Source organism: Mesorhizobium sp. B1-1-8, from assembly GCF_006442795.2.
Taxonomy (GTDB): Bacteria; Pseudomonadota; Alphaproteobacteria; order Rhizobiales; family Rhizobiaceae; genus Mesorhizobium.
On the sequence record NZ_CP083956.1, the window covers coordinates 1,833,433 to 1,853,021 of the forward strand.

The 19,589-nt window shown below is 64.3% G+C and carries 21 protein-coding genes and 1 tRNA gene; 11 read left to right on the forward strand and 11 right to left on the reverse strand.

The genetic code is table 11. The features are described 5' to 3' along the window. Window positions 1-3: 3 nt before the first annotated feature. Window positions 4-1,866 carry a DUF882 domain-containing protein gene (locus tag FJ974_RS08950; protein ID WP_140529847.1) on the forward strand — a complete coding sequence of 621 codons (1,863 nt, stop codon included), beginning with the start codon at window positions 4-6 and terminating at the stop codon, window positions 1,864-1,866. 89 nt (window positions 1,867-1,955) lie between these two features. After that, a tRNA-Gln gene (locus FJ974_RS08955) sits at window positions 1,956-2,029 on the forward strand. A gap of 63 nt (window positions 2,030-2,092) precedes the next feature. Here FJ974_RS08955 and FJ974_RS08960 read toward each other — a convergent pair. Further along, window positions 2,093-2,731 (reverse strand): 2-dehydro-3-deoxy-phosphogluconate aldolase, encoded by a 639-nt coding sequence (locus FJ974_RS08960; RefSeq protein ID WP_140529849.1) that lies wholly within the window; start codon window positions 2,729-2,731, stop codon window positions 2,093-2,095. A gap of 246 nt (window positions 2,732-2,977) precedes the next feature. On the opposite strand from FJ974_RS08960, the gene FJ974_RS08965 reads away from it, so the two are divergent. Beyond that, window positions 2,978-3,904 carry a rhodanese-related sulfurtransferase gene (locus tag FJ974_RS08965; RefSeq protein WP_140530154.1) on the forward strand — a complete coding sequence of 309 codons (927 nt, stop codon included), beginning with the start codon at window positions 2,978-2,980 and terminating at the stop codon, window positions 3,902-3,904. 25 nt (window positions 3,905-3,929) lie between these two features. On the opposite strand, the gene FJ974_RS08970 is transcribed toward FJ974_RS08965, so the two are convergent. Further along, complete coding sequence (locus FJ974_RS08970; protein WP_140529851.1) at window positions 3,930-4,289, reverse strand: YybH family protein; 360 nt, start codon at window positions 4,287-4,289, stop codon at window positions 3,930-3,932. A gap of 200 nt (window positions 4,290-4,489) precedes the next feature. Here FJ974_RS08970 and FJ974_RS08975 point away from each other — a divergent pair, with 200 nt between their 5' ends. Then, the gene (locus FJ974_RS08975; RefSeq protein ID WP_140529852.1) at window positions 4,490-5,203 is read left to right on the forward strand and encodes a tellurite resistance TerB family protein; all 714 of its coding nucleotides are present in this window, start codon (window positions 4,490-4,492) and stop codon (window positions 5,201-5,203) included. A gap of 249 nt (window positions 5,204-5,452) precedes the next feature. Then, the gene (locus FJ974_RS08980) at window positions 5,453-6,214 is read left to right on the forward strand and encodes an SDR family oxidoreductase (protein ID WP_140529854.1); all 762 of its coding nucleotides are present in this window, start codon (window positions 5,453-5,455) and stop codon (window positions 6,212-6,214) included. Between the two features lie 332 nt (window positions 6,215-6,546). Here the strand turns inward: FJ974_RS08980 and FJ974_RS08985 are convergent, their stop codons facing one another. Then, on the reverse strand, window positions 6,547-7,731 hold the full coding sequence (locus FJ974_RS08985) for a pyridoxal phosphate-dependent aminotransferase (protein WP_140529855.1): 1,185 nt from the start codon (window positions 7,729-7,731) through the stop codon (window positions 6,547-6,549). 84 nt (window positions 7,732-7,815) lie between these two features. Between FJ974_RS08985 and FJ974_RS08990 the strand changes: the two genes are divergently transcribed. Genes FJ974_RS08990 through denD form a run of 4 tightly spaced genes read left to right on the forward strand, consistent with a single transcriptional unit; the run spans window position 7,816 to window position 10,744 of the window. After that, on the forward strand, window positions 7,816-8,502 hold the full coding sequence (locus tag FJ974_RS08990) for a GNAT family N-acetyltransferase (RefSeq protein ID WP_140529857.1): 687 nt from the start codon (window positions 7,816-7,818) through the stop codon (window positions 8,500-8,502). A gap of 13 nt (window positions 8,503-8,515) precedes the next feature. Beyond that, entirely contained in the window at window positions 8,516-9,511 is a 996-nt protein-coding gene (locus FJ974_RS08995) for a cation diffusion facilitator family transporter (RefSeq protein WP_140529858.1), read from the forward strand. Window positions 9,512-9,560: 49 nt separating this feature from the next. Next, complete coding sequence (locus FJ974_RS09000; RefSeq protein ID WP_140530156.1) at window positions 9,561-9,767, forward strand: hypothetical protein; 207 nt, start codon at window positions 9,561-9,563, stop codon at window positions 9,765-9,767. A 2-nt stretch (window positions 9,768-9,769) separates the two neighbouring features. Further along, window positions 9,770-10,744, forward strand: coding sequence for a D-erythronate dehydrogenase (gene denD / locus FJ974_RS09005; RefSeq protein WP_226891533.1), 975 nt, complete (start codon window positions 9,770-9,772; stop codon window positions 10,742-10,744). Window positions 10,745-10,761: 17 nt separating this feature from the next. Here denD and FJ974_RS09010 read toward each other — a convergent pair whose 3' ends face one another. The 4 genes from FJ974_RS09010 to FJ974_RS09025 all read right to left on the reverse strand — a co-directional run bounded on the left by FJ974_RS09010 (window position 10,762) and on the right by FJ974_RS09025 (window position 14,806). After that, window positions 10,762-11,943: a nickel/cobalt transporter gene (locus FJ974_RS09010; RefSeq protein ID WP_140529862.1), complete on the reverse strand. Its 1,182-nt coding sequence runs from the start codon at window positions 11,941-11,943 to the stop codon at window positions 10,762-10,764. 7 nt (window positions 11,944-11,950) lie between these two features. After that, the gene (locus FJ974_RS09015; protein ID WP_140529863.1) at window positions 11,951-12,619 is read right to left on the reverse strand and encodes a DUF1007 family protein; all 669 of its coding nucleotides are present in this window, start codon (window positions 12,617-12,619) and stop codon (window positions 11,951-11,953) included. A gap of 88 nt (window positions 12,620-12,707) precedes the next feature. Beyond that, entirely contained in the window at window positions 12,708-13,607 is a 900-nt protein-coding gene (locus FJ974_RS09020) for a LysR family transcriptional regulator (protein WP_140529865.1), read from the reverse strand. Between the two features lie 2 nt (window positions 13,608-13,609). Then, a complete protein-coding gene (locus FJ974_RS09025) occupies window positions 13,610-14,806 on the reverse strand; it encodes an amidase (protein ID WP_140529867.1) in 1,197 nt (398 codons plus the stop codon). A gap of 544 nt (window positions 14,807-15,350) precedes the next feature. Between FJ974_RS09025 and odc2 the strand changes: the two genes are divergently transcribed. Together odc2 and FJ974_RS09035 are read left to right on the forward strand one after the other, a co-directional pair. Beyond that, window positions 15,351-16,484 (forward strand): ornithine/lysine decarboxylase, encoded by a 1,134-nt coding sequence (gene odc2, locus FJ974_RS09030; RefSeq protein ID WP_140529868.1) that lies wholly within the window; start codon window positions 15,351-15,353, stop codon window positions 16,482-16,484. A gap of 215 nt (window positions 16,485-16,699) precedes the next feature. Further along, window positions 16,700-17,308, forward strand: coding sequence for a GNAT family N-acetyltransferase (locus tag FJ974_RS09035; RefSeq protein ID WP_140530158.1), 609 nt, complete (start codon window positions 16,700-16,702; stop codon window positions 17,306-17,308). 82 nt (window positions 17,309-17,390) lie between these two features. Here the strand turns inward: FJ974_RS09035 and FJ974_RS09040 are convergent, their stop codons facing one another. From FJ974_RS09040 to FJ974_RS09055, 4 genes are all read right to left on the reverse strand, one after another. Next, complete coding sequence (locus FJ974_RS09040) at window positions 17,391-17,675, reverse strand: SCP2 sterol-binding domain-containing protein (RefSeq protein WP_140529870.1); 285 nt, start codon at window positions 17,673-17,675, stop codon at window positions 17,391-17,393. A 192-nt stretch (window positions 17,676-17,867) separates the two neighbouring features. Further along, complete coding sequence (locus tag FJ974_RS09045) at window positions 17,868-18,389, reverse strand: hypothetical protein (protein WP_140529871.1); 522 nt, start codon at window positions 18,387-18,389, stop codon at window positions 17,868-17,870. A 31-nt stretch (window positions 18,390-18,420) separates the two neighbouring features. Further along, window positions 18,421-18,843, reverse strand: coding sequence for a hypothetical protein (locus FJ974_RS09050; protein ID WP_140529873.1), 423 nt, complete (start codon window positions 18,841-18,843; stop codon window positions 18,421-18,423). An 8-nt stretch (window positions 18,844-18,851) separates the two neighbouring features. After that, window positions 18,852-19,421 (reverse strand): rod-binding protein, encoded by a 570-nt coding sequence (locus FJ974_RS09055; RefSeq protein WP_226891534.1) that lies wholly within the window; start codon window positions 19,419-19,421, stop codon window positions 18,852-18,854. Window positions 19,422-19,589: the final 168 nt, after the last annotated feature.

Sequence of the window (19,589 nt, forward strand, 5' to 3'; positions counted from 1 at the left end):
CACATGAGCGTCTGGCCGAGATGGCTGGCTGCTGTGATTTTGGCCGTTGGGTTGCTGTCGGGGGCCGTCTCCGGGGCCAAGGCCGAAGTGCGTACGCTGAAGCTCTATCACCTGCACACGCACGAAAAGGCCGAGATCGTCTACAAGCGCAATGGCCGCTACGATCCGGAAGGGCTGCGCAAGATCAACATCATCCTGCGCGACTGGCGCCGCAACGAGCCGACCAAGATGGATCCGCGGCTGCTCGACCTGGTCTGGGAAGCCTACCGTGAAAGCGGGGCGACGGATTATATCCAGGTCGTCTGCGGCTATCGCTCGCCGTCGACCAATGCGCTGCTGCGCAGCCGCAGCCGGGGTGTGGCCGAAAAAAGCCAGCACATGCTCGGCAAGGCGATGGATTTCTACATCCCCGGCGTGCCACTGAAGAAGCTGCGCAACATCGGTCTCAAAATGCAGGGTGGCGGTGTCGGCTACTATCCAACCTCCGGTTCGCCATTCGTGCACATGGACGTCGGCAATGTGCGCCATTGGCCCGGCATCAGCCGCCAGGAACTGGTGAGCCTGTTCCCGAACGGCAAGACGTTGCATGTGCCGAGCGATGGTCGGCCGCTGCCGGGCTATGAGCAGGCGGTGGCTGCCTACCAGGCGCGCAAGGGCTCCGGCACTCCCAACATCGAACTGGCCAGCGCCGGCGGCTCGACCAAGCGGTCCGGCGGCCTGTTTGCCTGGTTCCGCGGCGGCGGCGCCGACGAAGCCGACGACGAGGCCGATGAAAGCGGCCCGGCGCCGCAGCAGAAAGCCGTGAAGCAGGTCCAGGTCGCGAGCGCCGCCACGGCCCGCAGCAGCAACCTTCCGGGTATCGCCATCGTGTCGCCGAAGGACGCCAAGCGCGCCAACATCCCGCAGATGGCCGATGACAACGCGGACGATTCGCAGCCGCAGCAGGACACGCCGGAAACGATCATCGCCGCGTTGCCGCCGAAGGAAGTTCCTCTGCCCGCCTTCGCGCCGCGGCCGAAAGCCGATGTCGGCCAGCAGACGCCTGAGAACGTGCCGTTCGCCATGGCCGACGCCTCGGCCACGACCGAACAGGCGGTGGCGACGGCGCATGCGCCGGTTCCAGTCAACGTTCCGTTCGGCATGGCCAACGCCGCCGCGGCCGCGGCCGTCGATCCTGCTCAGGTGGCCGTCAACAACATCCCGCTGCCGACCTGGCGCCCCGACCGCTCCACCACGCCGGTCGACCTCGCGCCCAAGGACAAGAACGTGCTTTTGGCGCTGGCCGAGACGGCCTCGCAGGACAAGAGCGCGACCGATGCCTTCTCGGTGCTGCCGACGGCGCGGCCCGAGGCAAGCAAGCCGGACGAGATCAAGGCCGTGCTGGAACAGGCGAGCGCGACGACGGAGGCCGACACAGGCGGCGCCGGATATCAGGTCGCGTCGCTGAGCGAGCCGCAGCCGCCTCGCTCGGCGTTCAACGATCCGTCGGGCCTCGATGCGGCGTCGCCGCGTCAAGCCATCGCCGCCCGTCCGGCCGGCACCGATCCGGTCACGGCGATCGGCGCCGGCGTGAAGACGACGCGCAAGGAGGCAAGGGCCTCGGCCCGCGATCTGAAGCCCGGTCCGAAAGCGGTGGTGGTGGCCGCAGCGCCGCAAGCGGCGCGCTGGGCGCTGGGCAGCGGCGGGACCGTTGCCACCGTCTCGGACGCAACGACGGCGCCGCGCTATGCCTACAACATCGTGCATACGCCGCCGAGTGAGGTCTACACCGTCGGCTTCCAGCCTGATGGCGAGATGCCCGATCCCAACCGCTTCAGCGGCAATGCGGTAAAATTCCTTTCGGTGGCACGCTTCCAGACGAAATAACCGGGCGGCGAAGGCATTCATAAAAGCCGCGTTGGACAGCAGCGCGGCTTTTTTCTTTCATGTACGATAATGTATCGACTGCCCGGCTTTCCCGCTTCGTCTAATGGTAGGACAGCGCCCTTTGAAGGCGTGAATCGTGGTTCGAATCCATGAGCGGGAACCACTTGGCGATCACCCCATCGGGGTCGGCCCGGGTCCGTCATCTCGCCGGAATGGGATCGTTGCCTCAGCGCTTCAGCTTGCTCGCTTCGCGCGCGAGCGCTTCGATTTCGTCCCACTTGCCGGTCTTGACCAGATCGTCCGGCGCTACCCATGAGCCGCCGACGCAGATGACGTTGGGCAGGCTGAGGTAGTCGGCGGCGTTCTTGCCGGTGATGCCGCCGGTCGGGCAGAATTTCACATCGGCAAGCGGCGAGGCAAAGGCTTTCAGCGAAGCGATGCCACCGGACTGCTCGGCAGGGAAGAATTTCAGGAAGCGCAGTCCTGCTTCCCGCGCGGCCATGATTTCGCCGGGCGTGATGGCGCCGGGCAGCAGCGGCACGGGACTGTCCTTCGCCGCATCCAGAAGCTTAATGGTGATGCCGGGGCTGACGATGAATTTCGAGCCGGCGGCAGCCGCCTCGTCGAATTGCCTGGTATCGAGAATGGTGCCGGCGCCGACGATGGCCTCCTCGACCTCGGCCGCGACGCGCCGGATCGCTTCCAGCGCATCGGCGGTCCTGAGCGTGATCTCGATTGCCGGCAGGCCGCCGCGCGCCAGCGCGCGGGCGAGCGGCACGGCGTCGGCGACATTGGCGATCTTGAGCACCGGGATGACAGGCTGGCCGTTGAGGAGCGACAGGAGCTTTTCGGTCTTGGTGGGCATGGTCAGTCTCCGTTGCGGTCGATTTCAACCGATTAGCAGAAGGGGTATGCCAAGTCCACGAAAGGGCGACATGCGGTGATGTCACCCGGTCGGCGGCCGCCGTCTCTGCCTTGAAACGGCTTTCAGCACGGTCTAGAGCGGTTCACCGTTTCACGGAAATGGCCAACCACTCCATCTTTTTGGTTTACGCAATTCCGGACGGAAAACCGTTTCACACTTTTCCTGGAATTGCTCTATGGCATGGAGATGACAACAACCGCACAAATTCCGGTCCGCGTCGCCGCGCTTTACAAATTCGCGCGGCTCGACGGCTTCGAGGCGTTGCGCGCGCCGCTTGCCGCCTTCTGCCGCGGGCGCTGTATCAAGGGCACGCTGCTTCTGGCACATGAAGGCATCAACGGCACGGTCGCCGGCAGCGAGGAGGCGATCGCCGCCTTGATCGACCATCTGCAGGCGATAGAAGGACTTGCCGGCCTCGAGGTCAAACACAGCAGCGCCGCGGAAATGCCCTTCCATCGCATGAAGGTGCGGCTGAAGCGCGAGATCGTCACCATGGGTGTCGAAGATCTCGACCCGGCGGCGAGCGCCGGCACCTATGTCGCGCCGGCGGACTGGAATGCGCTGATCTCGAATGCCGACACCATCGTCATCGACACGCGCAACGCCTATGAAGTGTCGATCGGCACTTTCAGGGGCGCGGTCGATCCGGCGACCGCAAGCTTTGGCGAATTTCCGGCCTGGGTCAAGCAGCACCGCCAAGAGCTCGAAGGGCGCAAGGTAGCGATGTTCTGCACCGGCGGCATACGCTGCGAGAAGGCGACGGCCTATGTGAAGTCGCTCGGCTTCAGCCAAGTCTTCCACCTCAAGGGCGGCATCCTGAAATATCTCGAAGAGGTGCCGGCCGAAGAGAGCCTGTGGCACGGCGAGTGCTTCGTGTTCGACGAACGGGTATCGGTGTCGCATGGGTTGGCCGAAGGCGAGGCAGAACTCTGCCGCGCCTGTCGGCATCCGCTGACCGCCGAAGACCGGCTTTCGCCGCGCTACACCGCCGGCGTCGCATGTCCGCATTGTTTCGAAGCGCGCTCCGACGAGGACCGCGCCCGCTACGCCGAGCGCCACCGCCAGGTGGAACTGGCGCACGCGCGGGGCGGTCGCCGCCACATCGGCAGTTGAGGGCGCGTCGCGAGACGGAGGCGGTTCAGGTCACCGAATAGCGATCGATCGCCCAGAGCCATGTTCCGTCTGGCTGCCGGCGGGCCACCTCGGTGGTTATGCTGCCATCGGGAAGCCTGGTAGATGTCAGCGCCAGATCGCCGTTGACGATGGCAGGGCGCTGCTTGCCGCGCTGGAATTTCCGTCCGCTGGCGAAGCTCTGTTCGAACAGCGCGCGGATCGCCTGCCGGCCGCGGATGAGTTCGCCACCGCCGCTGTCGACGATTGCGTCGGGCTCGAACAGCGCCAGCATGCCCTCGATATCGCCGGCCCATTGCCGGTCGATCAGCAAGCGCTCGAGATCCTGGGGATCGCGTGCCGGTTCGCGGGCGGTCTCATCCGACATGACATGGCTCCTCAAGAAAAACTGACGGCGACCTTATCCGAAGCGCTGCCTGCTTTCGACACATCGGCTGCTGTTTCCGATGCCGGCAGGAGGCGAGGAAGGGTTCGCCCGTCATTGTAATGTCAAGGCGCGGAGCCTACGTCTTGCCGGTCCGAAACCCTGCCCGGGCGTATCCGGCCGGGCCAATTCTGGAGGCATTGATGCTCGACCCCAAGAAGCTGCTCGACGACCTTCTCGGCTCGCAAATTCCTGGCACGGGATCGACTGTCCGCGACAAGGCGGGGCAAGCGGTGCAGATGGCCAAGGACAATCCGCTCGCCGCCGGCGCGCTGGCCGCTGTCCTGCTTGGCACAGGCACCGGCCGGCAGGTGACGGGTGCCGCCATTAAGCTCGGCGGCCTAGCAGCCATCGGCGGCCTCGCCTACAAGGCCTATCAGAACTACAAGGCCGGCAATGAGCCGGCAAAGGCGCCGCCTACTGGCGAGCCGGAGCTGCTGCCGCCGCCGGCCGACACCGCCTTCCATCCCTCGCAGGCGCCGCAAGGCGAGGACGAATTCACGCTGACGCTGGTGCGGGCGATGATCTCGGCGGCCAAGGCAGACGGCCATGTCGATGACGAGGAGCGGCAAAAGATCGCCGACAGGCTCAAGCTCGCCGGCATCGGTTCGGAGGCGGAAAAGTTCCTGATGGCGGAACTGGAAAGACCGCTCGATCTCGACACGCTGGTTGCCGGCGCCAGGACCGACGCGCAGAAACTCGAACTCTACACCGCCTCGCGTCTCACCATCGATCCCGACACCCGCACCGAGCGTGGCTATCTCGACATGCTCGCCGGCCGTCTCGGCCTGCCGGACGCGCTGGTCGATCATGTCGAGGCGACGGTTTCGGCGGCGAAGGTTTCGGCTGGCGCCTAGGCCAATCCGAGCTGCAAAACAGGAGGATCAGCGCTTCGGATTACCTTTAGGATTTCGTTAACCCAGCAAGCGCATGATTCTAATCAGTCGGGCCGCCTTTCCTCCTCCCAAGCGCGGTTCAGATCGGGGCGGTCGCCAATGACCGCCCTTTTTGTTGGCACCCTCTTTTGTCGACAAGACCGGCTTGCCACGATCGCCATCATTTGCGATGCCAAATGTTCTTCCAGCAACGACCGGGGAGGAACAACGATGACAGCCATCTCTGACAAAACCGCCATCGTCACCGGCGCCGGCACCGGCATCGGCAAGAGCGTCGCCACGGCATTGCTCAAGGCAGGCTGGAACACGGTGTTCTGCGGCCGCCGCAAGAAAGTGCTCGAGGAGGCGATCGCCGATGCGGGCAAGACCCAGGCCAGGGCGCTGGCCGTCGCCTGCGACATCAGCAAAGCCGGTGAGGTCGACGACCTGTTCGAGACGGTGGTGGAGGCGTTCGGGCGCGTCGACCTGCTCTTCAACAATGCCGGCATGGGCTACAAGTCGACGCTGATCGACGAGATCCCCGTCGAGGTGTGGAACGATGTCGTCGGCGTCAACCTCACCGGTTCGTTCCTGTGCGCGCGCGCCGCCTTCGGCGCCATGCGCCGGCAAAAACCGATGGGCGGCCGCATCATCAACAACGGCTCGGTCTCAGCCTACGCGCCGCGTCCCGGCTCGGCGCCCTATACAGCGACCAAGCACGCCATCACCGGTCTCACCAAGACCCTGGCGCTCGACGGCCGACCCTTTGACATCGCCTGCGGCCAGATCGACATCGGCAATGCGCTGACCGAGATGGCGCAGCCGATGACGGTCGGCGTGCCGCAGGCGAACGGCTCCATCGCGGCGGAAGCGGTGATGGATGTCCAGCGTGTCGCCGACGCGGTGCTTCACATGGCCAGCCTGCCGCTCGACGCCAATGTGCTGTTCATGACGGTGATGGCGACAAAGATGCCGTTTGTGGGACGCGGGTGACGTCTTACTTTTGGTGACTAGACACGACTCTCGGATAGGCTGGGCGTGCAAGAAGGGGGCAGAATTGTTATGGCCGAACACAGCCATCCGCCAATGGCCAAAGGCGTTTTGATCGCAGTAGTGCTTCTTGGCAGCTTTTTCGTGGCCAGTTCCCTCTGGACGGGAAGGATCAGATTTACAGATCATTTCGTGGATCGGGTCCGGGACCCGTATCTCTATTGGGTCGAGTTGATTTTATTTTTATGCGGTCTCATAGCGTTGCCGCTCTGGCTCCTCTACCGGGGGCCGCGAAAGCGCTAACGGGGCCTACTTCGGCCCTGACCCAAACCACCTTACTTCTTCAGGAACGCCTCGATCCGCTCCAGCGCACGCAAAATGTTCTCCTCGGAATTGGCGTAGGAGAGCCTGATATAGCCCTCGCCTAGGATGCCGAAATCGGGGCCGCCGATCAACGCGACGCCGGCATCCTCGAGCAGTGCGGAGGCAAGTTTCTTGGCCTTCCAGCCGGTCTTCAAGACATTGGGGAAGGCATAGAAGGCGCCCTTGGGCGTGATGCAGGAAACGCCGGGCAGCGCATTCAGCCCTTCGACGACGATCTTCCTGCGGTTGTCGAAGGCGCGCATCATCTTGTCGACATCGTCCTGCGGGCCGTCGATTGCGGCGATGCCGGCAAACTGGCTCGGCGCGTTGACGCAGGACCAGCAATTGACCGCCAGCTTGCGCACCTTGTCGTAGAGGTAGGCGCCTTTTTCGCCGTTCGGCCAGATCGACCAGCCCATGCGCCAGCCGGTCATCGCCCAGGTTTTCGACCAGCCGTTGAGCACGATCAGCCGGTCGCGGAGCTCCGGAAAATTGAGCAGCGAACAATGCGTCTCGCCGTCATAGGTCATGACGTCGTAGATCTCGTCGGAGAGGATGGCGACTTGCGGGTGCGCCGCCAGGCCCTTGACCAGCTTTTCGATCTCGGCCCGCGGCGTGACGCCACCGGTCGGATTGGCGGGCGAGTTGAGGATCAGCAGCCTGGTCTTCGGCGTGATCAGCGCCAACGTCTCCTCGGCCGAGAAGGCAAAGCCGTTCTCCTCGCGGATCGGCACCGGCACCGGGGCGGCACCGGTGAACTCGATCATCGAGCGGTAGATGGGAAAGCCGGGATCGGGATAGAGGATCTCGGCGCCGGGCTCGCCGAACATCAGGATAGCGGCAAACATGGTCGGCTTGCCGCCTGGCAGGATCATCACGCTCTCCGGCGACACCTCGACGCCGGTGGTGGTCAGCGTGCGGCGCACAACCGCCTCGCGGGTGGCAAGCAGGCCGTTGGCGGGGGTGTAGCCGTGGTGGCCGTCGCGCAGCGCCTTGATCGCCGCCTCGACGATATGCTGCGGCGTCTTGAAGTCGGGCTGGCCGATGCCGAGATTGACGATGTCGCGGCCCTGATGGGCCAGCGCGGTCGCCCGCGCGAGCACCGCAAACGCATTTTCCTCGCCGAGACGGTCGAAGGCGGCGATGGTGTGGAGCATTTTTCCCGTCCCTGTGGTTCTTTCTGTGGGCGAGCGTTTTTGTGAGCGTCCGCCGACAAAAGTCAAACAGATTGGAGCTTTTAGGTGTCGGAAAATCTCAAAGACTGGCAGCCGCGCCCGCGTCCGGAACGCAAGGTGCTGGAGGGGCGTTACGTCAGGCTCGAACCGCTGAGCGCGGCAAAGCATGGCGACGGCCTCTACGAAGCCTCGTCGGTGCCGGATGTCGACGGGCGCTTCGCCTGGCTGCCGGACTATCCGCCCGAGAGCCGCGCCGCCTTCCAGCCATGGCTGGACAAGGCCGAGGCGAACGCCGACCCGCTGTTCTTTACCGTCATCGACATGGCAAGCGGCAAGATCGCCGGGCGCCAGACGCTGATGCGCATCGATCCCGCCTATGGCGTCATCGAGATCGGCAACATCTATTGGGGCCCTCTGATCTCGCGCAAGCCGGCTGCGACCGAGGCGCAGTTCCTGTTCATGAAGTACATCTTCGACGAGCTCGGCTATCGCCGCTACGAGTGGAAATGCAACAACCGCAACGAGCCGTCGAAGCGCGCGGCGGAGCGTTTCGGCTTCAAGTTCGAAGGCATCTTCCGCCAGCACCTTGTGGTGAAAGGTGAAAACCGCGATACGGCGTGGTATTCGATCATCGACAAGGAATGGCCGGCTTTGCGCAAAGCCTATGAGGCCTGGCTCGATCCGGCCAATTTCGATGGCGAAGGCCGCCAGAAACGGCGGCTCGAGGATTTCCGCGCCGCGTTCGGCGCGTAACAGGAGTTCGGCGATGGCGCAGGGTCATGGCTCGCATGATCACGGTTCGGCCGGGCACAGCCACGGCGCCGGCGATGTGCATGGCTCGACCGACAAAGGCAGGGTGCTGATCGCTGCCTGCCTGACCGCCGGCTTCATGGTCGCCGAGGCGCTCGGCGGCCTGCTTACCGGCTCGCTGGCGCTGCTTGCCGACGCCGGTCATATGCTTGCCGACGCGATCGCGCTCGGCCTCGCCTGGTATGCCTTCCATCTCGCCGGCCGTCCCGCCACCGGCCGTCTCACCTACGGCTTCGGCCGGGTGAAGACGCTGGTCGCCTACACCAACGGCATCGCCATCTTCATCATAGCGCTGTGGATCGTCTACGAGGCCTGGGGACGGCTGATCAGTCCGGCGCCGGTGCTGGGCGGGCCGATGCTGGTGGTGGCGGTCGCCGGCCTTTTGGTCAACATCGCCTCCTTCTTCGTGCTGCATGGCGGCGACCGTGAGAGCCTCAACATGCGCGGCGCCATGCTGCATGTGCTGGGCGACCTGCTCGGCTCCGCCGCGGCCATCGCCGCGGCGATCGTTATCCTGGCGACCGGCTGGACGCCGATCGATCCAATCCTTTCCGTGCTGGTCGCGCTGCTGATCCTGTCGACGGCATGGTCGCTGATGCGCGCGGCGGCGCATGTGCTGCTCGAAGGCGTGCCGGCCAGCCTCGATCGCGACATGATCGCCAAGGACCTGGAAGGCGCGATCAAGGGCGTGCGCGAGGTGCATCACATGCATGTCTGGTCGCTCGACGGCACCAGCAACATGGCGACATTGCATGCCTGCCTGAACGAAGGCGCCGATGCCTATGCGGCGGTCAGCGCCATCAAGAAGCGGCTCGCCGCCAAGCATGGCATCGATCACGCTACGGTCGAGCCTGAATTCGGCCAGTGCGCGGATGGTCATGACGAGCACGACCATCATCATGACCGTGATCACGCGCATGATGCTCCTCCCGACCGCCGTCACTATCATTGAATGCGTGCCGGGTGATGTCGTTGAATAGCTCTGAACCGAGGAACGCATGATGGATCGCGAAACGCGCAACACCGCGATCGCGGCGGCCTGGGTGCTTATCCTGTTCGGCCTCGCCGCCTATTATCTGCCGGCTATAATGCTGGCCGTCGGCAAAGTGTCGACCGTGCTGGCGGGTTTGATCGCCGTCATCTTCATGGTGGCGCTGTTCGTCGTTTTCTGGCTGCGTGGCCGCAGCCAGCGCAAGAAGGGTCTTTAGAGATGCGAATTCTGATCACAGGCGCGGCCGGCATGGTCGGCCGCAAGCTGATTGCACGGTTGGCCAAAGACGGCGCGTTGCGCGAGCGCAAGATCACGGCGCTCGACCTGCACGACATCGTGGCGCCGCAGGCGCCGGCGATCGACGGCGTCGATGTCGCGATCCAAACCGGAGACCTGGCGGCGCCCGGCGCCATGGCCAACCTCGTCGCCTCACGTCCGGATGTGATCTTCCATCTGGCCGGTATCGTATCGGGTGAGGCCGAGGCCAATTTCGATCTCGGCTATCGCGTCAATCTCGACGGCACGCGGGCGCTGTTCGACGCCGTGCGGCTGGCAGCGTTTGTGCCGCGCATCGTCTTCACCTCGTCGATCGCCGTCTTCGGCGCACCGTTCCCGGACGTCATCCCGGATGAGTTCCATCCGACGCCGCTGACCTCCTACGGCACGCAGAAGCAGATGAGCGAGGCTTTGCTGGCAGACTACACCAGGCGCGGCTTCTTCGACGGCATCGGCATCCGGCTGCCGACGATCTGCGTTCGCCCCGGCAAGCCGAACAAGGCGGCGTCAAGCTTCTTCTCCGGCATCATTCGCGAACCGCTGAGCGGCCAGGAAGCGATCCTGCCGGTGCCGCGCTCGGTGCTGCACACACATGCCCAGCCGCGCTCGGCGGTCAATTTCCTGATCCATGCCGCAGGCATCGACGGCGAGGCGGTGGGGCCGCGCCGCAACCTCACCATGCCGGGCGTTGCCGTCACCGTCGGCGAACAGATCGAGGCGCTGCAACGCATTGCCGGTTCCGATGTGGTGAAGCGCATCCGCGAACAGCCCGACGAAACAATCTGGGCGATCGTCAAGGGCTGGCCGACGCGGTTCGAAGCGCGCCGCGCGAGGGAGCTGGGCTTCGCCGCGGAGAGCAGCTTCGACGAAATCATCCGCGCCCATATCGAGGATGAGCTGGGCGGAAAGATTTCCTGAAAGGGCTCGGTCCGGCTTCAGACGCCGCCTGACAGGCTGGCGGACAAAAGCAGCAGACCGACCACGAAGATGAAGGCCGCGCCGCCGATCTCGACGATCGAGTGGATGCGGTTGCCGAGGCGTCCGTCGCCGGCGAAATAGACCGCCCAGTTCTTGGCGGTCACGGCAAGCGTCGCCAGCGCCGAGACGGTGATGGCGGTGCCGATCGACATGGCCAGCACCGACAGCAGGCCGCCCAGCCAAAGCCCGTTGAGCAACGCGAAGCTCAGCACGATCAAGGCGCCGGAGCAGGGGCGAATGCCGACGGCGGCTACAGCCGACCAGGCCGTGCGCCAGTCGAAACGGTCGCCCGACAGCAGCGCCGGATCCGGCGCGTGCGAATGGCCGCAGGTCTCGCAGACCTCGCCGGCGGCATGATCGTGGTGATGATGTGCGGCATGGTCGTGGTCATGATAATCATGCGCACCATGGCCATGCGCATGCGAATGGTTCGGCCCATGATCGTGGTCATGCGCGGCGTGGACATGCGCCAGGCGAGCAGGCCCGGAATGCGAATGGCCGTGTGAATGTCCCGCATGCGAATGTCCCCCATGCGAGTGCCCGGCGTGTGCCGCCGAGAGGCTGTATGCGGGGCGGGGGCCGAACAGGCGCAGGACCGCCGGACCCGCTTTGCGCCACAAAAGCCAAGCGCCGAACAGGGTAACCAGCACATAGCTTGCTATTTCCAGGAACCACGTGGCATCTGTCATCGACAAAGCGGTGCCGCGCAGCACGAAATAGGCAAGCATCATGACGACGACCGCCATCAGCCCCTGCAGCAGCGCCGAGACGAAGGACAGCATGATGCCGCGCCTCAGCGCCACTTCGTTGGCGACCATGTAGGACGAGATCACCGCCTTGCCGTGGCCGGGGCCGGCGGCGTGGAAGATGCCGTAGGCGAAGGAGAGGCCGATCAGCAGCCAGAGCTTGCTGCCGTCCTGGCGCATCGCCTTCATGGCGGTTGCCAGCGAATGATAAAATTCCTGCTGCCTGAGATTGATCCACATCAGGATGTGGGCGAACGGCCCGCTGGTGCTGGGCGCCATGCCGTCATTGGTGCCGATGCCGAGCGAGCTCTGGGCGTGGGCGATGCCAGGCAGATAGGCGATCACCAAAGCGGCGGCCAAAAGGCCGAGGGCCAAACGCAGCGACGGTTTCATCACCGGATCATCCTTCTGGCTGGCAGGTCAGTTCGAGCTTGGTGGCGAAAATCTTGCTCATGTTGGTGCCCGTCGGATCGTTGAAGAAAGCTTCCGTCAGAGTCTTCTGGTTTTCCTTGATCGCTTCATCCGGGTCCGGACGAATGACCTTGCTCGTGCATGTCGAGGGAAGTCCCGCGACCGTGATGTTGGAATCCTCGGTGAAATCGATCGCGGTGTAGAAGGTCGGATCATAGACACCGATGTCGATCTTGCCGGTGAGCTTGATCGGTGTCTTCGGCTGGGACTCGAACAGGATGATCAGCTGGTCGTTGTCGAAGTTGGCCATCAGATGCGGGGGCGGGACCATAGTTACGTCCTTGCCGTTCTGGGTGACGAGCTGGAAGTAGTTGAACTCCGCCAGCGAGGCATGGACGGTGTCTGCCACTTCCTTGAGCTCTTTGTCGTCAAGCTTCAGGTCGGAGTTCTTGTCGAACTCCATCATCACCGTACTCGAAAACAGGTCGTCGAACCGCCACAGATGGCGCAGCGCTTTCACACTTTGGTGATCCTCGCTCAGGATCACGTCGAGCCGGGCTTCGGCGAAGACATGCGGATGCACCTCGGCCGGCTCGACCGCGGCGAACGTCGCCGCCAGGGCCAAAGCCAGCATGGTTGCTTGCCGTTTCAAGTGCATTCTTGGGCCGCGATTCCATCGACTTCGGGGTGAAACCCGACAGTTATCAGAAAGGGGGCGAAATTGGGACCGCGACCATCAGAAAGACCTAGGCGGCGTCGCGCGTCCTGAACCAATGCACCAGGAAATCGACGAAGACGCGGACCTTGGCAGGGAGGTAGCGGCGGTGCGGGTAGACGGCGAAGATGCCGCTGCCCGACAGGATGCGATTGTCGAGCACCGTCACCAGCCGGCCGCTTGCAATGTCGGGCGCGGCGATGAAATCGGGCAGGATGGTGAAGCCCAAGCCCGAGACGGCGGCGGCTCTCGCCGCCATCGGGCTGTTCACCTCGATCGGACCCGACACGGTGACGCTGACCGAATCCTCGCCGTCACCCTTGAAGCGCCAATTGGCCAAAGAGCGGCCATTGGTGTCGACGATGCAGGGCATGTTGGAGAGGTCCTGCGGGCGCGTCGGCATGCCATGCTTTGCGATCAGCTCGGGCGACGCGCAAAGCTTGATCGAAAACGGGCCTAGGCGCCTGGCGATCAGCGATGAGTTTTCCAGCCGCGAGATGCGCACGGCAACATCAAAGCCTTCCTCGACCAGATCGACGAAGCGGTCGTCGAGATGGATGTCGAGCACGATGTCCGGGTGCTGCTTGGCGAAGTCGATCAGCGACTGGCCGATCGGCGCGTCGGCGAAGGTGCGCGCCGCCGAAAGCTTGATCCTGCCGCGCACGTCGCCGGACGATTCGCGCACGGCGTCGGCCAGACTGTCGACCTCGCGGACAATTTCCGAAGCGCGCTGATAGTAGGTGTGGCCGGCCTCAGTCATAGAGAACTGCCTGGTGGTGCGGTTCAAAAGCAGCGCGCCGAGCTCGTCCTCCAGCTCGCGCACATATTTCGACAGCAGCGCCTTTGAGCGGCCGATCTTGCGCGCGGCGGCCGAAAAGCCTTCGGCCTCGACCACATCGATGAAGGCGCGCATGCGGGTCAATGTGTCCATGATCAGATCTTTCGTGCCGCGTCGAGAATCCTGCGGCCGAGCCGTATCAGGGCAATGTCGCTGCCGGAAGGGCCCAGCAGCGACAGGCCGAAGGGCGCCCCGTCGACGGAGCCGAGCGGCAAGGTGATCTGCGGGAATCCCGACAGGCCGGCTAGGCAGAGCAGATGCAGGGCCCGTTCGCGATAGGCCTGGAACTGTTCCGGCATGCTCGCGGCTAGCGGCGCCGCACCCGGAACCGTGGGCAGCACGAGAAAGCCGTTGTTGCCGAGCAGCGCGCCCAGCTCGGAACGGAAGGCCTGTCGGCGTTCCCGCTCGGCGGCAACCGTGCCGGCATCGATGGTGCGGCCGAAGTCGAACCGCTCCTCGACACCCGGGCTGAGGCGTCCGCCGCCCGAGATCCACGCGCCATGCTCGCGCCAGGCCTCAAAGGCCTGCAAGCGGCGAAAGCACCAGTAAAGCTCGTCGGGGATCGAGGCGAAGGCGTATTCGGTCTCCGCAGGCTGGCCGATGACGGCGGCAGCCGTCGCCTTCATGCGCGCATATTCGGCGGCTTCCGCCGGACCGGCGACGAAGGCGTCCAGCCGGCGGATCGATAGCGGACGGTTGAGCGGTTGCTGGTGCGGGTCGCGGCCGAGCAAGAGCTTGCCGACCGCCTCATAGGTCTCGATGTCGTCGGCGAACCAGCCGAACGTGTCGAAGCTCGGCGCCAGCTTCATGGCGCCGTCGAGCGAGATGCGGCCATGCGTGGTGCGCAGCCCGATCAGCCCGCAAAAGCTCGCCGGCGCACGGATCGAGCCGCCGGTGTCGGAACCGGTGGCAATGTCGGCAAGGCCGCCGGCGACCGCCGCCGCCGAACCGGACGATGAGCCGCCGGTGACGCGGTCGGGTGCGGCCGGGTTCACCGGAAACGGGAAATGCGCGTTCTGGCCGAACAAAGAGAAGGCAAGCTCGTCGGTCTGCGTCTTGCCGACGAAGCGCGCGCCGGCATCGAGAATCACCTGCACGGCCTTGGCCGTCTGCGAGGCGGCGTGTCCCTCCTCGAATTTCTTCGGATTGCCGCAGCCGGTGCGGTAACCGGCGACATCGTAAATGTCCTTGACCGCCAGGCGCAGGCCGGCAAGCGGGCCCAATTCGGCATGTGCCACAGGCATTTGACGAACATCGAGGAAGGCGTTGAGAGGACCCTGGGTGCCTGGCATCGTTCGATTTCCGGATACGGTTCACAAAGATTGTTCGATGCCAGAAATTTTACAACCTGCGCTGACGATTTTTATTGATTGTGAAACCCTTCGCTCCTATATCGCGCTTGCCCAAAGTCGCACGTGCCTGTGGGTGTCCGCCGATCCTCGAATGGTGAGGGCAATCGGTAAGGTAACTGGAGCCAACCCCTCCAGTCGGTCTAGTGGCCAACCGCCAGACCGAGGACACCTTGAAGCAACGACGGTGCGGGCCTTTCTGGTTCTCTGCCGGTTGTCCAAAGACCGGGGTTACTAAAGAGGCACACCTTCATTGCCGGCAGTGCGGAACGGGGTTCTCCCAGTCCAAGCCAAGGCAGACAAAGCGAACCGGGGCCGGGCAAGGCCAAGGTTCATCGCCGCGAGACGGCGTTTCATGGTTCCGGGGTCTCCACCGGCTGGTCCCATGGATTTTCCGTCCCGCCTTTGTCCACCGCGTGTTCGCGAGGCCGACAGCCCGCGTCGCGCAGCCTTATTGCACGCCGCAAGGCGTGATGGAGAAACCCCGATGGCTACACAGCGCATCCTCGACTTCCTCGCCACCCGACGTCCGAACGGCCCCTGCCTCGTTGTCGATCTCGATGTCGTGCGCGACAATTTCCGCGCCTTCGAGAAGGCGCTGCCCGATTCCAAGATCTACTATGCGGTGAAAGCAAACCCGGCGCCGGAGATCCTGCGCCTGCTTGCTGCGATGGGCTCGTCCTTCGACACCGCATCCGTTGCCGAAGTCGAGATGGCGATGGACGCCGGTGCGCCGGCGGACCGCATTTCCTTCGGCAACACCATCAAGAAGGAGCGCGACATCGCACGCGCCTACCATCTCGGCATTCGCCTGTTCGCGGTCGACTGCGTCGAGGAAGTCGAGAAGATCGCCCGCGTCGCTCCCGGCGCGCGGGTGTTCTGCCGCGTTTTGACCGACGGCGAGGGTGCCGAATGGCCGCTGTCGCGCAAGTTCGGCTGCGTGCCGGCGATGGCCGTCGACGTGCTGCGCCATGCCAGGGGCCTCGGCCTCGACGCTTATGGCGTGTCGTTCCATGTCGGCTCGCAGCAGACCGATCTCTCGGCTTGGGACCGCGCGCTTGCAGATGCCAAGAAGGTGTTCGCAACGCTCGCCGACGAAGGCATCGTTCTGAAAATGGTCAATATGGGCGGCGGTTTTCCGACCCGTTACCTGAAGGACGTGCCGGCGGCGCAGGCCTATGGCCAGGCGATCTTCTCGGCGCTGCGCAAGCATTTCGGCAATGCGCTGCCCGAGACCATCATCGAGCCGGGCCGCGGCATGGTCGGCAATGCCGGTGTCATCAAGTCGGAAGTCGTGCTGATCTCGAAGAAGGCCGACAACGACAATGTGCGCTGGGTGTTCCTCGACATCGGCAAGTTCGGCGGCCTCGCCGAGACCATGGACGAGGCGATCCGCTACCCGATCGTCACGCCGCATGACGGCAGCGAGACCGCGCCCTGCGTGCTCGCCGGCCCGACCTGCGATTCGGCCGACGTGATGTACGAGAAGACGCCCTATCCGCTGCCCTTGTCGCTGACCATCGGCGACGAGGTGCTGATCGAAGGCACCGGCGCCTACACGACCACCTATTCGGCGGTCGCCTTCAACGGCTTCGAGCCTCTCCGATCCTACGTGATCTGACCGGTTCGAAAGAACCGCTCGGATCATCCCAGGTGGGTGCCTGTCATCCACCCGGGCTCGCTTGTGGAACAGATCTCCGCTCGTGAAGGATCGCGGATATGGACATTGCAAATTTCATCGTTGAGGGCGTCGCGCGGGTAGTCTCCCCCCTTGAGGGGGAGATGGCCGCGCAGCGGCCAGAGGGGGTCGGTTCGACCGGACTCGGCCTCCTGCAGATGTCGGCTGGCGCTTCACGCGCGGCGTCTGTCGCCTTTGGCGACATCTCCCCCTCGAGCGGGGAGATTGCCCGCGCTTTTGCCATCGTCGCCGAAACCTCGGCTGACGTCGCGGCGCGCGAGGCGCTGCTCGACCGCGCCATGGGGCCGAAGCGCAGAAAGAAGTCGTCCGAGAAGCTGCGGCGCGGCCGCCGTCCCTCGGAAGGCCTCGCGTTTGTCGCGCGGGATGCCTCCGGCTCGGTGCTTGGTACCGTGCGGCTCTGGGATGTGACGCTTGGCGAGAACGGTCCGGCGGCGCTGCTGCTTGGGCCGCTCGCGGTCGATCCGGCGTTGAAGAGCGGCGGCATCGGCTCGGCGCTGATGCAGCATGCGATCGCCGAGGCCGCGCGCCTCGGCCATGGCGCGATCCTGCTGGTCGGCGATGCGCCTTACTATGGACGGTTCGGCTTCTCCGCCGAGCGCACGGGCGCGCTTGCCATGCCCGGGCCTTATGAGCGGCACCGCCTGCTGGCGCTGGAGCTGAAGGCCGCCGCGCTTGACGGCGCCAAGGGCACGATCAAGGCCGCCGGCCGCAAGATCAAGGGGCTGGCGATGGGGTTCGTCGCCTAGTCTCGGAGACCGAGAAGCCGATGCGGCGCCACGCTCAAGAAATCGCGGCGCCGCATCATCAGTTTGGTGACTGTATTGCCGATCAGCCGAGCAACTGGCTGAGCGCCATTGCGACCGTCATGTCGCCCTCGACCTTGAGCTTGCCGGCCATGAAGGCCATGGTCGGGTTGAGGTCGCCGGCAATCAGCGAATCCAGATCGTCAAGCGATAGCTTGATGGTGCAGTCGGTCGGAGCATCGCTGGTCGAGACGGTCGCGCCGTCGACGACAATGACGCCGTCGCTGCCGGTGTCGAATTTCACCGAATGCTCGAATCCGGCGCTTGCCACGCGCGACCTGATCCTGTCGGCAATCTCCTGAACGCTCATGGCTGTTTTCCTCATTCGTTGGGTTTGGCGCGGATCGGCTCGGTTGGCCGGGGCCGCCTATGTTGCGATCACGGTCGCTGCGGCATATAGCTTCGGGTTGACGTTAACGTCAACGCGGTCGTCATGCGTCATCTCGCATCACCAAAGAAAAGGTGAACTCCGAGGCGAGGCGTGCCCGGCCGACCGAAACGATCAATGTGCCTGGAACGGCTTGGTCATCGCTTGCGCGGTGTCGCCGGCATTCTTGCGGCGTCGGATGGCATTATCGCGGATCTCGTCCTTGGACAGGAAGTTGACCTGGTCGACCAACACGTCATGCACCAGTTCGACACCGACGCGGGCGTTGACGGTGTCGCGGATGGCCTTGCGGAAGGCGTCGAGATCGATCGTGTCCTTCTTGGTGAAGTCGATTTGCGGATTGGAATAGAGGTAGGAGTAGACCTGATCGGTTATCAGCGCCGGCGCCGGGATCGACAGTTTCTTTATCTGGTCCGGTTCCACCGTGTAGACAAGCTTGGTGAGAAAATAGCCGTCGATCCTGGAATCGCGGATCAGAGGCACCGAGATGATGTCGGTCTTGACGTAGTCGAGCCCACCCAGCATCGGCTTCGGCGTCTCGCCGACGCCGCGCTCGCCCGCTGCCTGGAACGAGTAGAAAACCGCGCCGAGGGTCACGGCGCAGATCCACAGCCCGGCGGCGATGAATTTTATCACCCGGTCTTTCCTTGCGCCCTTGTCGGCCCAATCATGCGCGGGCCCATCCGAATTCGCCGGCCGAGTAGGTGCCGTCGGCATCGGCGCGCTGGATCGCGTTCTTCAAAAGCGTGGCGACCTCGGTGACGGCATTTAGGTGGGCAAGGATCGCCGCCTCGTTCTTCGCCAGCTTCTGGCGCAGCCGCAGCAGCCCCTCGCGATGCTGCTCGAGGAATTCGATCTCGTTGGCGCCCTTCAGGGCGCGCGTCAGTTCGTAAAGGTAGCGGCTCTTGCGCGCATTGGAGGCCTTGAGGTCGTAGCCGGTTCCGCCGCGGATACCCGCAGTCTCCTCATCGACCGCTTCCTCGATGCGGCCAATGATGGCCAGGAGATTGCCGGGCCGAGTGAGCGCGACCGGCGCTTCCGGCACGCTGGTTCGCGCCGGCAGATTGGAAAAGTCCGATTGGTCGGCCATGTAGGTCCCTAGATCTTGATATCCGTTTTTATGGTTGCGTCGTCCCCGGTCATCGACCGTGCAGCCTTGCGTTCAAGTTCCTCGACCATCGAGGTCGAGAGTCTGGTCTGCTGGTCGATCTCGGTCTTCAGCGGCCCGCCGCCAACCGGCCCGACGGGCACGGTGCGCTTGCCGTCGAGATAGTGGTCGGCCAGCATCGACCTGGCGATGCCGATGCCGCCATGCTTGGCCATGATGTCGGCGACCTGCTCGGAGAGCTGCGATTTCCACATGTCGCCGGCCAGCCCCTTGCCGTAAACGCCCTCGGTGTCCTTGGGCATCATGTTCTGGATGAAGGTTTGCAGCACCATCGCCTCGAAGCGCTGGAACTTCCTGGCCGGGTTTGTTGCTTCCGCCTTGTCCGCCGCGGCGCGCGACAGCACGGAGCCGGCATCGATCGAAGCAGCCTGGTCGGCCGAGAAAGATCCCGTCGTTCCGCCGGTGCGCCTCGCCAGCGCTGCCCGAGCGGCCTCGACATCGGCCGGCTCGGCCGCGCGGGCAACATCCATCACGATGTCGCTGGGAGGTGAGATCGCCAAGAAAGGTCCGCCTTTTTTGCCGGTTTTGTTATCCTCACAATGCCCCAACAAGCTTGTGGCAGGCTTGCGAGCGCGGAGCACCGGACCGCGGTCACCAAGCTTCGACGTTTTCGGATCCTGCGTTGCCGGAATCGATGATCGTTCACTTGACGAAGCTGAGGTGAGACC